Origin of the sequence: Methylovirgula sp. 4M-Z18, from assembly GCF_037890675.1 — a bacterium.
Lineage (GTDB): Bacteria > Pseudomonadota > Alphaproteobacteria > Rhizobiales > Beijerinckiaceae > 4M-Z18.
Genome location: NZ_CP149574.1, coordinates 761,918 through 776,421 on the forward strand (window position 1 = coordinate 761,918; position 14,504 = coordinate 776,421).

Below are 14,504 nucleotides of genomic sequence, written 5' to 3' on the forward strand. Positions count from 1 at the left end.
TCAGTCGGCCGTTGCCTCAGGATCGAGCAGGCGGTGCAGATGGACCACGAAATAGCGCATCTGTGCATTGTCGACCGAGCCCTGCGCTTTGGCTTTCCACGCCGCCTGGGCCTGCGCGAAATTGGGATAGACGCCCACGAGGTCGACCTTGGACAGGTCTTTGAAGGTGGTGCTGTTCAAATCTTCCAATTCGCCGCCAAGGACGAGATGCAACAACTGCTTCGATTCGCTCATCGGTCAATCTCTCTCATTGCCAAAGTGGCCTCTTGTAAGGGGAGGTCATGGTGCAGCGCAAGCGTTTCAGGCGACGGGCGGCAGGGCTTCGAGCAAAATCCCATGCAGGTTCGCCTTGCTGGCGATCAGGGGCGGATGGCGCGGTACGGGACAATTGTAGCGCGGCGGTTCCCCGGCGAGATCCGTGAGCCTGCCGCCCGCTTCCGCGACGATCAGATCGATCGCCGCAATATCCCAATCGTGCGAATTTTTGGTGGCGACGGCCGCGTCTGCGCGGTCTGCCGCCACCAGCGCGATCCGATAGGCCAGGGACGGAACATAGGAGCGGCGCTCGATCGTGTATCCGAGCCGCTCGAAATCGAAAATCGCGCTGCGCGGGCCGGCAATCCGCAGGCCAGCTTCGGGTTGCCAGGCGTCAAGGCGGAGCGTCCGGCCATTGAGCACCGCGCCGTGACCGAGAGCCGCGGCAAAGGTCTCGTCCCGCGCCGGGGCGTAGACGACACCGGCGATGGGGCGGCCTCGATGCACCAGGGCGGCACAGATGGTCCAGCAGGAATCGCCCGTCATGAAGCCCCTGGTGCCGTCGATCGGATCGACGATCAGCGTCAGGTCCTTGTCGAGGCGGGTTTCGTCGTCGGCGCTTTCCTCCGACAGCCATCCGGCTTCCGGAAAGGCTGGCCGCAGCGCCTTCGCAAGGGCCTCATCGACGAGATGGTCGGCTTCCGTCACCGGCGAATTGCCGTGCTTATGGGCGACCTTCGCCGAGGTGGATTCCCCTTCGCGGAAATAGCGCAAAGCCAGCGGACCGGCCGCTTCCACCGCCCGCACCAATATATCGCGCGCTGCGGCCGGATCGGGAATGGAGGATGTCATGATCGTCAACGGATGGGCGCCTCTATCCCCTCCGCTTTAGAAGCATTGCGCCAGCCCTGCAAGGAGCCGTCTGGGACGTCAGGCGCCAATAAGCGCTTGCAGAAAAAATCCGGCGAAAAGGATAAGCCCCGCATCGCGGTTGGACCGGAAGAGCCGCAGCGACAAGGTCACATTGCCAATCTCGATCGACCGGACCTGCCAGGCAAGATGGGCGGCAAAGCCGGCGACGCCCAGCCATGCGAGGAGCCCGGCATGGGCCAAAACTGCTGCGAGCGCCGTCAGGATCACCGCAGCAGTGTAAAGCAGCGCGACGCCGCTGCGGACATTGCTGCCGAAAAATCGCGCGGTCGATTTGATGCCGGCTATAGCGTCGTCGCGCGCGTCCTGCAGGGCATAGATCGTGTCATAGCCCATGGTCCAGAAATTCGCGGCGGCATAGATCAGCACGGCGGGCCAGGCGAGGCTGCCGGTAAACGCCGACCAGCCGACGAGGCCGCCCCAGGCGAAAGCAAGGCCGAGCACCGCCTGCGGCCACGAGGTGACCCGCTTCATGAACGGGTAGATCGCGACGATCAGCAGCGAGGCAAAACTGAGCAGGATGGTGAACGTATTGAAACTGATCACCACTAGAAAGCCAATGAATGCTTGCGCGCCCAGGAACAAGATGGCGGCTTTGACGCTGGCGCGGCCCGATGGCAGCGGGCGGCCCTTGGTGCGCTCGACCTTCGCATCGAGATCGCGGTCGACAAGATCATTGTAGGTCGATCCGGCACCCCGCATCGACATGGCACCGATCAGGAACAACAAAATGTGCAGAAGATTGGGGCTCGCATGCGAGGCGACGGCTGCGAGGCTCGATGACCACCAGCACGGCAGCAGCACCAGCCACCATCCGATCGGCCGGTCAAGCCGGGCCAATTGCACGAAGGGCAAAAATGCGGGCGGTGCGAGCCGTGTGAAAAGATTGCCGCGGGCGGCGTCCGGCAATTGGGCCGAGGCGGACATCGCGATTAGAGCGGGCCGGACGGAAGCTTAGGTGCCGCAGGCGCCGCCTCGCCGCCACCGCCGCCCTGGGCCTGCTGCTGCTTGGCCTTGCGCTCCTGCGCCGCTACGCTGCAGGCCTTGGAGGCCATGCCGGCATCGCCGGCCGCAGCTTGCTTCGTCTGCGCGACGATTGCGTCTGGGATGTTGCACCAATCCTTGTTCTTGTCGACATAGGCGACGATTTCACCATCGACCGCCGCCAAATTGCGGATTCTCGGGCAGGCAACTTCGGCGTCGAGCTTGCCATGCTCATCTTTCTTCATGGAATTCAGAGACGCCATGGCCGCCGTGCGGCGCTGCACCAGCTTCTGCCAATCTTCGCCGCAGCTTTGCGCGGAGACGGGCGAGGCGAGGAACGGCAAAACCGCCAGAACGCCCAATGCGCCGATCCGGATGCAACGCGACGACGTTTTCGCGCCAAATTTCAGACCAGTGCGCATCTCAAACAACCCTTCCTGATTTTCCCGGTCCCTCATTAGCAAGGACGCATAGCCGCCTGCAAGCAGATCATTACGCCGGCTTCATATGGCCGGAAAACGGCGGCTTCATGGCGGGAGAGGCCCGGAAAGCCTGCAATTGTTCCCGCGCAGTCCCTTCTCAAAGCCGTGCCATCGTGCATAAGCCTTTAACTATCTAGGTTAAATGGTCACTACACCGTAGAGTTTTGACCTTAGGTCCATTGGAGGCCGCTTGTCCCGCTACGATTTCACCTCGCACCGGCTATTTCTCGATGCGCCTCTGCATGCCGGGGCCGAAATTGCCCTGAATAAGGACCAGGCGAATTATCTTCTCAATGTCCTGCGGTTGCCGGAGGCCGCTGGCGTGCTGGTTTTCAACGGCCGAGACGGCGAATGGCGCGCCCAGCTCAGCATCGCCTCGAAAAAGGCGGCGCGGCTCATCGCGACGGAGAAAACGCGCGGCCAGGACCGGCCCGCCGATATCGAACTGCTGTTCGCGCCGCTCAAACACGCGCGGCTCGATTACATGGTGCAGAAGGCGGTCGAAATGGGAGTTTGCGCGATTCGTCCGGTCATCACCCGGCGCACGCAAGCCTCCCGGGTCAATCTGGAGCGAATGCGGGCCAATGTGATCGAGGCAGCGGAACAATGCGGCGTGCTGTCTCTCCCGAAAGTCCATGCCGAGGTGCCGCTGCGGCAGGTTTTGGACGAATGGCCGCAGAAGAATCGCACGTTGATCTTTTGCGACGAGGACGCGGCGCCCGGCGGTCCGCTCGCCGCGCTCGAGACGTTACGCCGCGGGGGATCCGTGCCGCCGCTCTCCCTCGTGATCGGTCCCGAAGGTGGGTTCGATCCGGAGGAGCGCGCGCAATTCCTGCTCCTTTCCAATGTGTTGCGCCTGTCTTTGGGGCCCCGCATCCTGCGTGCGGACACGGCGGCGGTCGCAGCGCTGGCGCTTGTTCAGGCCTGCTTGGGGGATTGGCGCTAAGGGGGCAGGGTGACTCCAAAATGTCGCACACAGGAAATATGTCTGCATAAAGTTGGACTAAGTTGAAACCATCACGGTTTCGCCATCATTACAATTAATTAACGTTCGAAGGGCACATCGAATCGGGTGCGCCGAGTCTTCCAGGGGCTTACGTGAAGCGTCTCGCTTGTCTCTTGCTCATTTTGCCCGCCGCCGGCGCTTTCGCCGGCGAGCCGCTGCCCAATCGCGGCGGTGCTGCGGCGGTGAGGACGAGTCAGTGCGCGGGCTACGGTCCCGGCTTCGTCCCCGTCGAGGGCACGACGACCTGCGTGAAGGTCAGCGGCTATGTCCGGGCCGAATACAGCTGGAATTCGACCGGTTTCAAGGGGCATTTCTCTCGTCCAGCCGACGTCGCGCCGCCGGCACCCGCGACGACCGGCGCCATTCTATCGACCGGTGGCGCGCGCGGCGGGCATACGGGCACCTTGACCCAAGGATCCATCACCATGGATGTGCGGACGCCGACGGGCCTCGGGACGGCGCGCAGCTATTTGCGCCTGCGGGCCGATCAGTTCAGCGGCGCAATGTCGTCCGACAACCGCTAAGCGCCCGTCGATTTCTACTCACAGGTCCTAAAGATAGTTGCTCGTGAAGACGGGCGCGACCGAGCCGCGCCACGGGCCCTGATACGCGTCGATTAGGTCTTCCGCCGAGGTCCGGCCGCGCTCGACGATGCGGTGGAGCGGCGCGAGATAGATCGCCTCATTACGGCCGCTTGCGTCGAGATGGCCGCGCCGTTTGAGGCCGTGTTCCGCAAGTTCGAGCACTTGGCCGGCGATCTCCCGCACCGCGCGGCCTTGGATTTTTGCGTTCAGCGCCAGGCGCGGGACGTCATCGCGCAAGCGCTGGCGTTCCTCCGCGCTCCAGGCCTTTACCAGATCCCAAGCCGCATCGAGCGCCTGATGATCGTAGAGTAGGCCGACGCAGAGTGCCGGCAGAGCATCGATGAATGGCGGCATGCCGCAATCGGCGCCGCGCATTTCGAGATAGCGCTTCAGGCGCACCTCGGGAAAAATTGTCGAGAGATGATTGGCCCAATCGGAGAGCGTCGCGCACTCGCCCGGCAGAGCCGTCAATTTCCCGGCGAGCAGGTCGCGGAAACTCGCGCCCGCCACATCGTGATAAATATCGCCCCGTTTGACGAAATACATCGGCACGTCGAGGGCATAATCGACATAGCGCTCAAAACCCATGCCCGACTCGAAAGCAAACGGCATCATCCCCGCGCGCGCATTGTCCGTATCGCGCCAGATCTCGGAGCGCATCGACAAATAGCCGTTCAGCTTGTTTTCGGTGAAGGGCGAATTGGCGAATAGGGCGGTAATCACCGGCTGCAGCGCCAAGGAGACGCGCAATTTCTGCACCATGTCGGCTTCGTCGGTGAAGTCGAGATTGGCCTGCACCGTACACGTGCGGAACATCATATCGAGACCGCGCGTGCCGACTTTCGGCATGTAATTCGCCATGATCCGATAGCGGCTTTTCGGCATGACCGGCGTGTCTTTCAGGCTCCAGAGCGGCGAATGGCCAAGACCGAGGAAGCCCAATCCGAGCGCATCGCCGATGGCCCGAACGTCATTCAAATGGCGTTCGGTTTCCGCATGGGTCTGGTGCACGGTTTCGAGCGGCGCGCCGGAGAGTTCGAATTGTCCGCCCGGCTCCAGCGAAATCGCTCCGCCGCCAACAGAATCGAACAGACCGATCAAATGGCCCTGGTCCTCGATCGGCTCCCATCCGGTGCGCTTCTGCATGCCTTCAAGCAAGGCGCGGATGCCGGCATCGCCCTCGTAGCAGACGGGCGCGAGGGTGTTCTTATGGAACACGAATTTCTCGTGTTCGGTGCCGACCCGCAACGACCCGTTGCCTTTGTTTCCCTTTTCGAACCAGGCGACCAGTTCGTCGCGCGACGTGATCGGGGTGGAGTCGGAAATATCGCGCGCCATTGGATGCCTTCAAGAGGAGAATCTAATCCGGACCCGTTCAGCTTTGGCAGACCAAAGCGACAGGCGCATGATTTAGAAGAATTTTACAGAAAGGCAATGGCCATGGAACGGCTCAAATTCCGGGCAGCCAACGGCAATTTTATAATGATCGATTTGGGCGCGTGGGAATGGACAAAACACGTCGGCAGGCGGAAATCGGCTCAGGATTTCCGCCGCCCGTCATTCCTGCGCAGGCGCTCCTTTTGGCCGGAGCGCCTGCGCGCGCCTACAGAAAAGCCTCGGCCAGCGCCGGCACGGTCGGTGTGAGCGGCCGGCCCATGGTTGTGGCCATCAGCCAATCGACCACGGGTTCGAGCGCCGTCCGCGCTTCCTTGCCGCGCCCGCGCGCCTCGCTGTAGATCGCCAATTGCTGGCACGCCGACGTGCCGCGATGCAGGATATCGCGGGCGGACTGGGCCTCGTTCAGGCAGCCCAGGGCCTCGGCGTCTTCCCCGACCAATTCCAGCAGGTCGTCGAGCGCCTGTTTGATCGTGACCGCCTTGCGCTGCTTCTCGTCGACAAAGGAGCCGTGAATGCCGTAGCGCTGCGCGCGCCACTTGTTTTCGAGCGCGATCGCCCGCGAGGCGGCGGTCAGGTCGGCATTGATCTGCGGTTCGCGGTCGAGTTTGCGGATGAGAGCGCGGTACAGGGCGGCGATGGCGATGGCGTCGTCGACGCGGGTGCACGAATCGGCGATGCGCAACTCCAGCGTCGGATATTTGGCCGAGGGGCGGACCGCCCACCAGACATAGGTCGCATCGTTAATCGCATGCGCGGCCGTCATCACGTCGATGTAGTGCTGATAGTCCTTGGCCGACAGGAACAATTCCGGCAGGCCCGTGCGCGGCAATTCATCGTAGGAGGCGAGGCGATAGCCCATGAGGCCCGTGCGCCGGCCCTGCCAGAACGGCGAGGATGTCGAGAGCGCCAGCAACAGGGGCAGGAACGGCGTGAGCCGCGTCATGATGTTCACGCGCCGGTCGGGATCCGGCAACGAGACATGGACATGCATGCCGCAGACCATGTTGCGCGAGCCGAGCATCTGCAAATCATGCATGATCTGTCCGTAGCGGCGCGCCTCGGTCGCCCTTTGCCGCGACCAGGCGGCGAGCGGATGGGTTCCGGCTGCCAAGACGCCGAGATCATGATCGGCGGCGATCCGGCCAAGCGTGCCGCGATAGGAGGCGAGCGCCTGACGCGCTTCGGCCATATCGATGCTGGGCGGCGTCGCGATTTCGACCTGCGCCTGCAGCATTTCGCGTTCGAAGACTTCTCCAAGCTCTTTGCGGCACGATTCCACGAACGAGCGTGGTAATTGTTGGCAAGTATCGCGTGTGTCTAGGCGCGTAACAAAATATTCCTCCTCAATCCCAAATGAATATAGTGAAGATGTTTCTACCGACGTGAGGATCGGAGGGAGTCCAGAGTTGCTCATATGGCGCCTCCTTTTAGTTTACGTGAGACCGCAGCTATTATTTTTATTTCTTAATTGCAATCGGGGCGGCGAATGTTGGCCCCAATTCTGGCCGCAATATGGCAATTCGATGAATTGTACTGAAGCTATTGAATTCAAAGACGTTTCAAAAAAGTTTGCATCGTTCTCCGTCGATTGGGTCGGCTCTTTCGTCCAAGGTAAGAGAAGCGGCGCGAATTTCGCACGGCTTCGACGCGTGCCCCAACATATCCGCTGATCTCGGCGGATTTACGGATGGTCAATCGTCCCTTGCACGGGATGCAAAGCGCCGAACGGCGATCGCACGGCCGGGCGAATCATTCGGCGGCGATTCCGTCGATCCGCTCGATCTCGGAGCCGGAGAGATTGTCGAGGCTGGCTATGATGTGGGTGGCGAGCGCGTCCGCTAGGACCGACGGGTCGTGGCGATTGCGCATCAGGCCGATCTTGACCGAAGGCAGGGCCGGAAAACCGTCGGAAGGGCCGAGAATCCGCATGCCCGGGCGCACGGCGCTTTCCGGCAGCACCGACACGGCAAGACCGGCAAGCACCGCCGCGCCGACTGCGTTCGAGTTCCAGCTCGAATAGAGCACGCGGAACGGCCGGCCAAGGCCTTCGAGGCCGAGGGCCGCCGCCTGGCGCCAATTGCAGGTCGGGCGGCCGACCGCCAGCGGCAGCGGCGTTGACTCGTGCACGGCGTGGCGGGCTGACGTCACCCATAGGAGCCGCTCGCGCCGGATGATCGCGGCACCGCCGAGCGCTTCCACATGGGTGATGATGGCAAGGTCGAGATCGCCGGTCGCGATCCGCTCCGCCAGCATCGGCGTCGGCTCGCAGATGACCGCGACTTCGACACGTGGATTCGAGGCGGAAAAGCGGGCGAGGATTTCCGGCAGGTAGCGGTCGGCATAATCGTCCGGGAGACCGAGGCGCACCCGTCCGGCAAGGTCGGCTTCGGTGAAGCTCGCGAGCGCCTCCAAATTCAGCCGGACGATCCGCCGCGCGTAGTCCAGCAATCTCTCGCCGTCGTCGGTGAGCTTCGAGGAGCGCCCGTCCCGTTCGAAAATCGGCCGGCCGATCCGCTCTTCGAGCCGCTTCATCTGCATGGAAATCGCCGACTGGGTCTTGTGCACGATTTCGGCGGCGCGGGTGAACGAGCCGGTGTCGGCGATGGCGATCAACGCCTTCAACTGATCCACATCCAACAGAACCGCCATTTTCACTCTCCTGCGACCCAGATTGCGAGAGGATCGCATATCATCATTCATTTGAATAGATCGCATGAAAAACATTCGTTGGAATTATGATCGGAGATGCGAGAAAACATGCTAGCAGCGCACGGTTGCGGTGCCGACAGACTTGCCCCTGCCGAATTTGGAGGAAGAAAAGGACGATTGCCATGATGACTTCTACGCTCAAGACCGACACCGCCAGCCTTTCCGGCATGACGCCGGTAGCGCGCCCGGCCACGAAGCGCAGCGTCTGGCAGAAAATCGTCGCCGCAGCGCGCGCGTGGCGCCACCGCCGCACGATCGCCAATCTTTATACGTTCGACGATACGATGTTGCGCGATATCGGATTGAATCGCGGCGATGTGGCGTCGGCTCTCTCCGAGCCCCTGTTCCGCGACGCCTCCGATGTTCTTGCCCGGCGCGCGTCCGAATCGCGGGCAGCCTACCGGGCACAAGCACGCGAAGCGCTTCAAGCCGCTGCCGCGCTGCGCCGCGGAGAATTGAACAACGTCGATTAATCGACGGCCAGCAATGGTTGGCCGTCTCTCGAGTTTAGCCGAGGCCCTATCCCCTTTGCGGCACCGGCTCACTTGGCGGCCTCAGTCCCCCTGAGGCCGCCTTTTTCATATCATCAATTTTCTTAAAGCATTTTCCGTTCTTTCAGAATCGGAAAATTCTCTAAGTATTTGTTTTGTCGTATTTTCGCTGCGCGGACCGCTGGTTCTTAGTCGAAAAGTCGAACAACTTTTCTGGAAAATGCTTTAGCGCAGGAAATTGCCCACGATATTGCCCAAGGCTCCCTGGAGGGCCTGTTGCTGGGACGGGGACATCTCGACGCCGTGGCTGGCGATGATCTGATTGAGCGTATCGAGACCGGCCTGGACGGTCGCACCTTGTGCGCCGCCGGCCGGCGCCTGTTGCTGGCCGCCGCCGAATAGGCCGCCAAGCAGCCCGCCGAGAATGCCGCCCAAACCGCCGCCGCTTTGCTGGCTTGCCGCGCCGTTCGCCAGAATCTGTCCCAGACCGCCCGATTGGGTGGCGGCATTGGCGAGCTGGCCGAGCACGCCGCCAAAGCCTTGATTGGTCATGTGCGCGGACAGGCCGCCGACAACGGTCGATACCACAACCGGCAGCATCTGCTGCAGCACGTCTGGGCTGACCCCCGTCTCTTGCGAGACGTGCTGGATCACGTTGCCCAAGGCCGGCCCGAACATGCCATTGAGCAGGTCGCCGGAGGCGCCGGGCGCCGCGCCGGGATCGTTGTAGTTCGCCTGGCTGGTCGGATGGGTGATCGAGTTGAGCAAGTCGCCCAAGCCGCCCGTCGTCGAGGCCTGATTTTGCAGGCCCGCGCTGATGCTGGGCATCAGGGAGTTGAGAACCGATTGAGTCTGGTCGGACGAGAGGCCAAACTGCTGACCCAGAGCCGCCGCGCCATTGCCGCCCGCCGCCGATTGCACAATATCATTAAGATTAATCATAGGTTCGCTCCAATTTGCCGGGATCCCGACCCAAACCCGCAACCTACCCGCCTACGCGCCTTTGATCACGGCAATGCGACAGGTCGGCGCCGCAACTGGCCAAATTTACACGGCTTGCTGTTTTGCCGCGAGCCGATCCACCACAAAATATGAGGTCAGAATGGAGAGGGTGCCAAAAATTGCGGCGCCTATCGCGATGCCAATCTGACCGCCTTCCACGCCATAATAGGCCGTTCCGATCCAGACGAAAGGAATGGTGCCCAATGTGGCGCGGGTCCAGTTAAACACAGTCGACAGGACGGGAAAACCGAGATTGTTGAAACAGGCATTGGCAACGAACAGGCCGCTGACGAAAAACCAGGCCGAGACGCCCCAGGTGCAAAAGAATTCGACATAATGGGCAGTGAGGCCCTTAGCATAGAACACACCCGGGATCTGCTTGGCAAAAAGCGCGAGCAAGGCCCAGGTCAAGATCACATAGATGCCGCAGAGGAGTAGGCTGTCGGTCAAGGTCCGCTTGACCCGCTTGATCAGCTTGGCGCCGAGATTTTGCCCCAGGATCGAGCCGACCGCGCCGGACAGAGCGAAGACGACGCCGAAAGCGACCGGCACCAGGCGGTCGATGATTGCTGTCGCCGCGATCGCCTCTTCGCCGAAATGCGCCATCGTGCGGGTGATGAAAGCATTGGCGACCGGAGTCGCCAGATTGGTGAGGACGGCTGGCACGGCGATCGCCATGATGATTGGCCAGTCGGCGATGAGCGCGCGGAGGTTGGGGCGCGCCAACATGTTGTGGATGCGGATCACCCCCCACGTTCCGATGCACACGAAGACGCAGCGCGAGATCACGGTGGCGATAGCCGCGCCGTAAACGCCGAAGCCGAAGACGAAAATGAAAAGCGGATCGGTGAAAACGGTCACGAGGCCGCCCGCGAGCGTCACATACATGGCACGCCGCGCATCGCCCACCGCCCGGAGCACGCCCGAAAGGCCCATGCCGACGGCCATGATGACATTGGCCGGCAGCGTGATCGCGAGGAAATTCTTGGCAATGGCCAAGGTCTCATCGCGGGCGCCGAGCAACGTGAGGATGGGCTCGCGAAAGGGCAGGATGGCGACGACGACGAGGGTGGAGATCAGCACCATATGGGTGAGGCCAGAGGCCGCCAGGCGCCGTGCATCCGCGCGCCGCCCTGCGCCGATGGTTTTGGCGCAGGTGGCGGTCACCGCAATGGTCAGGCCGATGCCGATCGAGGTCGTGAAGAACAACACCTGATAGGCAAAGCCCACACCGGCGATGATCGTGTCGTGATGGTCGAGATGCGACAGATACCAGAGGGACAGAAGGTCGACCGCGAAAATCGCCATGAGGCCGATCGAGCCGGTCGCCGTCATGACGGCGACGTGGCGGATGATCTTGCCTTCGGTGAAAACGGCATACGGTTGACGGCCAGGCGCGGCGGCGTCAGTCATGATCGGTGAAATCCCTCATGCAGGCAGCAAGCTGATCTTTTGCAGGCCTTCACGGAACCCAAGAATAAGGCGGCGGTCTATAGCACGCCTTCCGCATGAAGTCGCTGCCATAAATGGGGGGCATCCATGAAAACATGGCCGTGCAGCCCTGCCTTTTCGGCGCCGGTAACGTTTTCGGCGTGATCGTCGATGAAAAGCGTGGTGGACGGCTCCGCATCGACGCGCCGCAGCGCCGCCAGAAAAGCCTCAGCCGCCGGCTTGCAGGCGCGGACATCCGCAGAAACGAGAATGTTGTCGCCGAACAGGACCGTCAGTTCCGGATAGATGGCGGCGAGATTCCGGCGGAACAGCAGGCTGTTATTGGAGAAGATGCCGATCCCGACCTCCTTTTTGGTCGCCCAGGCAAGCTCCAGCATCGGCGGCCAGGGCGTCAGCGCGGCGCGCCTTGCCTCGACCCAGTCGGTCTCGGCAATGTCCCGCCCCAAGCGGGCCGCGATACCGGCAAGCTGGTCGGCCGCACCGAATTGGCCAAGATCGGCCTCGTGGTCGAAGCCAGAATCATAGAGCGCGGCATTGACTTGGCTCAGGGTGCGGCCGGTTAAATCGCCTAGGCTCTGGCGAAAGCGCGGCTGATCGAAATGACCCAAAACGTCGTCGAGATCGAAAAGTACGAACCGAATGCGCATAGCCGATCCTGGGTGTCCTAATGGGGCGCTTGACAGTCGCTTGCGGCAACCCCACAACCCAGTCGATTTTAATCCGGAACGACGAAATGGCCAAACCTCCCTTGCGGATCCTGTTGTGCGCGCCGCGCGGCTTTTGCGCCGGCGTGATACGTGCGATCGATGCGGTGGAGAAAGCGCTGAGCCTGTACGGTCCGCCGGTCTATGTGCGGCACGAGATCGTGCACAACAAATATGTGGTCGAGTCGCTCCGCAAGAAAGGCGCAGTCTTCGTCGACGAACTGGAAGAGATTCCGCCGACCGATGCGCCGGTGATCTTCTCGGCGCATGGCGTGCCGAAATCGGTGCCCGCGGCCGCGGCGGTGCGGCGTTTCTTCGCTATCGACGCGACTTGCCCGCTCGTCACCAAAGTGCATCGCGAGGCGGAGCTGCACCATCGGCGCGGCCGGACTGTCGTGTTGGTCGGCCATGCCCGGCATCCGGAAGTCGTCGGCACGATGGGGCAATTGCCGGACGGCGCCGTCCTGCTGGTCGAAACTTTGGCCGACGTCGAACGCCTGGCGCCCCGCGAGCCGGACAACCTTGCCTATGTGACGCAGACGACCCTGTCGGTTGACGATACGAAGGATTTGGTCGCAGCGCTCGCCGCCCGCTTCCCGACCATCGTCGGGCCACATAAGGAGGACATCTGCTACGCGACCACCAACCGTCAGGAGGCGGTGAAGCGGGTCGCGCCGGAGGTCGATGCGATGATCGTCGTCGGCTCGCCCAATTCCTCCAATTCGCAGCGGCTCAAAGAGGTCGCCGAGCGAGCCGGATGCGCCATTTCACGGCTGATCCTGCGCGCCGAGGACATCGACTGGTCGCTGTTCCAGGGCTTGCAATCGCTCGGGATCACGGCGGGCGCCTCGGCGCCCGAAGTGCTGGTCGAGGAAATCATCGACGCCTTCGACGCCCATTACACGATCGAGGTCGAGACGGTTTCGACCGCCGACGAGAGCGTCTTCTTCCCGCTGCCGCGCGACCTCAGGGTGAGCGGCGCCGCGTAGGCCGGTAGTGCGTCATATTGTGGTTGGCGCATCGATTTCATCGATTTGACGCCTTAGCGGCCTATCGCTAACACCGGGGCATCTTTCCTCAACCCGCGACGTGTCATGGCCGTTTACACCGAAGTGCCCGAAAAGGAATTGGCTGCGTTTCTCGATCTCTACGATCTGGGCGCGGTCTTGTCGCTGAAAGGCATTGCCGAAGGGGTCGAGAACTCCAACTATCTGCTGCACACCGAGCGCGGCTCATTCATTCTGACGCTTTATGAAAAGCGCGTGAATGAGCAGGATCTGCCGTTCTTTCTGGGCCTGATGGAGCATCTCGCCGCGCGTGGCCTCAATTGCCCGCAGCCGGTGAAGAACAAGCAGGGCGTCGCGCTCGGGCGTCTGATGGATCGCCCCGCGGTGATCGTCACCTTTCTCGAAGGCCTGTGGATTCGCAATCCGGGCGTACATCATTGCCGGGCGGTCGGCGGCGCGCTCGCGCAATTGCATCTCGCGGGCGCGGACTTTCCCATCCGCCGCGCGAATGCCCTGTCGGTGCAAGGCTGGCTGCCGCTGTTCCACGCCGCCGAGGCCCGCGCCGACGAAGTGCTGCCGGGCCTCGCCGTGGCGCTGGCGGAGGAGCTTGCCTTCCTGCAGCAGGCGTGGCCGCAAAATTTGCCGGCGGGGGTCATTCATGCCGATCTCTTCAACGACAATGTGTTTTTCTTGCGCGACAAGCTGTCCGGCCTGATCGATTTCTATTTCGCCTGCAACGACGCGCTCGCCTACGATCTCGCGATCTGCCTCAACGCCTGGTGTTTCGAGGCGGACGGCAGCTACAACATCACCAAAGGCCTGGCGATGCTCGACGGCTATGAGGCCGTGCGCAAGCTCGACGATGCCGAAGTCGCCGCCTTGCCGATTCTGGCCCGTGGCAGCGCGTTGCGCTTCACGCTGACCCGCCTTGTCGATTGGCTCAACGTGCCGCCCGGTGCCCTTGTAAAACCGAAGGATCCGATCGAATATATGCGCAAATTGCGTTTCCATCAGAAAGTGAAAAGCGCGCGCGAATACGGGTTGCTGCGATGAGCGGCGAGCGTAAACGCGTCGAGATTTGGACGGATGGCGGCTGTGCGCCCAATCCCGGCCCCGGCGGCTGGGGTGCGATTCTGCTCTGGGATGGGCACAAGCGCGAAATGCACGGGGGCGAAAAGGAGACGACGAACAACCGGATGGAATTGCTGGCGGCGATTTCGGCGCTCGAAGCATTGAAGCGCTCGTGCGACGTCGATCTGCACACCGATTCGCAATATGTGAAGAACGGGATCACGTCGTGGATGTTCAACTGGAAGCGCAAGGGCTGGCGCACCGCCGACAACAAACCGGTGAAGAATGTCGACCTGTGGCAACGCCTCGACGAAGCGGCGCAGCGGCATAGTGTCAAATGGCATTGGGTGAAGGGCCACGCCGGCACCGAGCTCAATGAGCGCGCCGACGAATTGGTACGGATCGGCAGGGAGCCGTATTTGTGAAGGG

General features: G+C 62.1%; 16 protein-coding genes. 6 read left to right on the forward strand and 10 right to left on the reverse strand.

Features of this window, described 5'->3' with window-relative positions; all coding sequences use genetic code 11:
* The 4 genes from V9T28_RS03395 to V9T28_RS03410 form a co-directional block, all read right to left on the reverse strand.
* Positions 1-234: a DUF4170 domain-containing protein gene (locus V9T28_RS03395; protein WP_116400839.1), complete on the reverse strand. Its 234-nt coding sequence runs from the start codon at positions 232-234 to the stop codon at positions 1-3.
* A gap of 66 nt (positions 235-300) precedes the next feature.
* The gene (locus V9T28_RS03400) at positions 301-1,107 is read right to left on the reverse strand and encodes a 3'(2'),5'-bisphosphate nucleotidase CysQ (protein ID WP_116400840.1); all 807 of its coding nucleotides are present in this window, start codon (positions 1,105-1,107) and stop codon (positions 301-303) included.
* Between the two features lie 78 nt (positions 1,108-1,185).
* Positions 1,186-2,112: a 4-hydroxybenzoate octaprenyltransferase gene (gene ubiA / locus V9T28_RS03405; RefSeq protein WP_116400841.1), complete on the reverse strand. Its 927-nt coding sequence runs from the start codon at positions 2,110-2,112 to the stop codon at positions 1,186-1,188.
* Positions 2,113-2,117: 5 nt separating this feature from the next.
* Positions 2,118-2,591 carry a hypothetical protein gene (locus tag V9T28_RS03410; protein WP_116400842.1) on the reverse strand — a complete coding sequence of 158 codons (474 nt, stop codon included), beginning with the start codon at positions 2,589-2,591 and terminating at the stop codon, positions 2,118-2,120.
* Positions 2,592-2,841: 250 nt separating this feature from the next.
* On the opposite strand from V9T28_RS03410, the gene V9T28_RS03415 reads away from it, so the two are divergent.
* Complete coding sequence (locus V9T28_RS03415) at positions 2,842-3,597, forward strand: 16S rRNA (uracil(1498)-N(3))-methyltransferase (protein WP_116400843.1); 756 nt, start codon at positions 2,842-2,844, stop codon at positions 3,595-3,597.
* Between the two features lie 152 nt (positions 3,598-3,749).
* Positions 3,750-4,181 (forward strand): porin, encoded by a 432-nt coding sequence (locus V9T28_RS03420; protein WP_158554798.1) that lies wholly within the window; start codon positions 3,750-3,752, stop codon positions 4,179-4,181.
* A gap of 27 nt (positions 4,182-4,208) precedes the next feature.
* Here V9T28_RS03420 and V9T28_RS03425 read toward each other — a convergent pair whose 3' ends face one another.
* The 3 genes from V9T28_RS03425 to V9T28_RS03435 form a co-directional block, all read right to left on the reverse strand.
* A complete protein-coding gene (locus tag V9T28_RS03425) occupies positions 4,209-5,579 on the reverse strand; it encodes a glutamate--cysteine ligase (protein WP_116400845.1) in 1,371 nt (456 codons plus the stop codon).
* Between the two features lie 265 nt (positions 5,580-5,844).
* Positions 5,845-7,053 carry a carboxylate-amine ligase gene (locus V9T28_RS03430; protein ID WP_116400846.1) on the reverse strand — a complete coding sequence of 403 codons (1,209 nt, stop codon included), beginning with the start codon at positions 7,051-7,053 and terminating at the stop codon, positions 5,845-5,847.
* Positions 7,054-7,388: 335 nt separating this feature from the next.
* Positions 7,389-8,288: a LysR substrate-binding domain-containing protein gene (locus V9T28_RS03435; protein WP_116400847.1), complete on the reverse strand. Its 900-nt coding sequence runs from the start codon at positions 8,286-8,288 to the stop codon at positions 7,389-7,391.
* A 182-nt stretch (positions 8,289-8,470) separates the two neighbouring features.
* On the opposite strand from V9T28_RS03435, the gene V9T28_RS03440 reads away from it, so the two are divergent.
* Complete coding sequence (locus V9T28_RS03440; protein ID WP_116400848.1) at positions 8,471-8,821, forward strand: DUF1127 domain-containing protein; 351 nt, start codon at positions 8,471-8,473, stop codon at positions 8,819-8,821.
* 243 nt (positions 8,822-9,064) lie between these two features.
* On the opposite strand, the gene V9T28_RS03445 is transcribed toward V9T28_RS03440, so the two are convergent.
* The 3 genes from V9T28_RS03445 to V9T28_RS03455 form a co-directional block, all read right to left on the reverse strand.
* Positions 9,065-9,781: a DUF937 domain-containing protein gene (locus V9T28_RS03445; protein WP_116400849.1), complete on the reverse strand. Its 717-nt coding sequence runs from the start codon at positions 9,779-9,781 to the stop codon at positions 9,065-9,067.
* A 105-nt stretch (positions 9,782-9,886) separates the two neighbouring features.
* Positions 9,887-11,254, reverse strand: a complete 1,368-nt coding sequence (locus V9T28_RS03450) for an MATE family efflux transporter (RefSeq protein WP_116400850.1) — start codon at positions 11,252-11,254, stop codon at positions 9,887-9,889.
* A 77-nt stretch (positions 11,255-11,331) separates the two neighbouring features.
* Entirely contained in the window at positions 11,332-11,940 is a 609-nt protein-coding gene (locus tag V9T28_RS03455) for an HAD family hydrolase (RefSeq protein ID WP_116400851.1), read from the reverse strand.
* An 86-nt stretch (positions 11,941-12,026) separates the two neighbouring features.
* On the opposite strand from V9T28_RS03455, the gene ispH reads away from it, so the two are divergent.
* The 3 genes from ispH to rnhA all read left to right on the forward strand — a co-directional run bounded on the left by ispH (position 12,027) and on the right by rnhA (position 14,500).
* Entirely contained in the window at positions 12,027-12,986 is a 960-nt protein-coding gene (gene ispH, locus V9T28_RS03460) for a 4-hydroxy-3-methylbut-2-enyl diphosphate reductase (protein WP_116400852.1), read from the forward strand.
* A gap of 105 nt (positions 12,987-13,091) precedes the next feature.
* Entirely contained in the window at positions 13,092-14,057 is a 966-nt protein-coding gene (locus V9T28_RS03465) for a homoserine kinase (protein ID WP_116400853.1), read from the forward strand.
* A complete protein-coding gene (rnhA, locus tag V9T28_RS03470; RefSeq protein ID WP_116400854.1) occupies positions 14,054-14,500 on the forward strand; it encodes a ribonuclease HI in 447 nt (148 codons plus the stop codon). The genes V9T28_RS03465 and rnhA overlap by 4 nt, the downstream gene beginning before the upstream one ends.
* Positions 14,501-14,504 lie beyond the last annotated feature (4 nt).

Coding starts and splice junctions, on each gene's coding strand:
- V9T28_RS03395 (WP_116400839.1), bottom strand. CDS start 234: ATGAGCGAATCGAAGCAGTTGTTGCATCTCGTCCTTGGCGGCGAATTG.
- V9T28_RS03455 (WP_116400851.1), bottom strand. CDS start 11,940: ATGCGCATTCGGTTCGTACTTTTCGATCTCGACGACGTTTTGGGTCAT.
- ispH (WP_116400852.1), top strand. CDS start 12,027: ATGGCCAAACCTCCCTTGCGGATCCTGTTGTGCGCGCCGCGCGGCTTT.
- V9T28_RS03400 (WP_116400840.1), bottom strand. CDS start 1,107: ATGACATCCTCCATTCCCGATCCGGCCGCAGCGCGCGATATATTGGTG.
- V9T28_RS03465 (WP_116400853.1), top strand. CDS start 13,092: ATGGCCGTTTACACCGAAGTGCCCGAAAAGGAATTGGCTGCGTTTCTC.
- V9T28_RS03450 (WP_116400850.1), bottom strand. CDS start 11,254: ATGACTGACGCCGCCGCGCCTGGCCGTCAACCGTATGCCGTTTTCACC.
- ubiA (WP_116400841.1), bottom strand. CDS start 2,112: ATGTCCGCCTCGGCCCAATTGCCGGACGCCGCCCGCGGCAATCTTTTC.
- V9T28_RS03430 (WP_116400846.1), bottom strand. CDS start 7,053: ATGAGCAACTCTGGACTCCCTCCGATCCTCACGTCGGTAGAAACATCT.
- V9T28_RS03440 (WP_116400848.1), top strand. CDS start 8,471: ATGATGACTTCTACGCTCAAGACCGACACCGCCAGCCTTTCCGGCATG.
- V9T28_RS03425 (WP_116400845.1), bottom strand. CDS start 5,579: ATGGCGCGCGATATTTCCGACTCCACCCCGATCACGTCGCGCGACGAA.
- rnhA (WP_116400854.1), top strand. CDS start 14,054: ATGAGCGGCGAGCGTAAACGCGTCGAGATTTGGACGGATGGCGGCTGT.
- V9T28_RS03445 (WP_116400849.1), bottom strand. CDS start 9,781: ATGATTAATCTTAATGATATTGTGCAATCGGCGGCGGGCGGCAATGGC.
- V9T28_RS03435 (WP_116400847.1), bottom strand. CDS start 8,288: ATGGCGGTTCTGTTGGATGTGGATCAGTTGAAGGCGTTGATCGCCATC.
- V9T28_RS03410 (WP_116400842.1), bottom strand. CDS start 2,591: ATGCGCACTGGTCTGAAATTTGGCGCGAAAACGTCGTCGCGTTGCATC.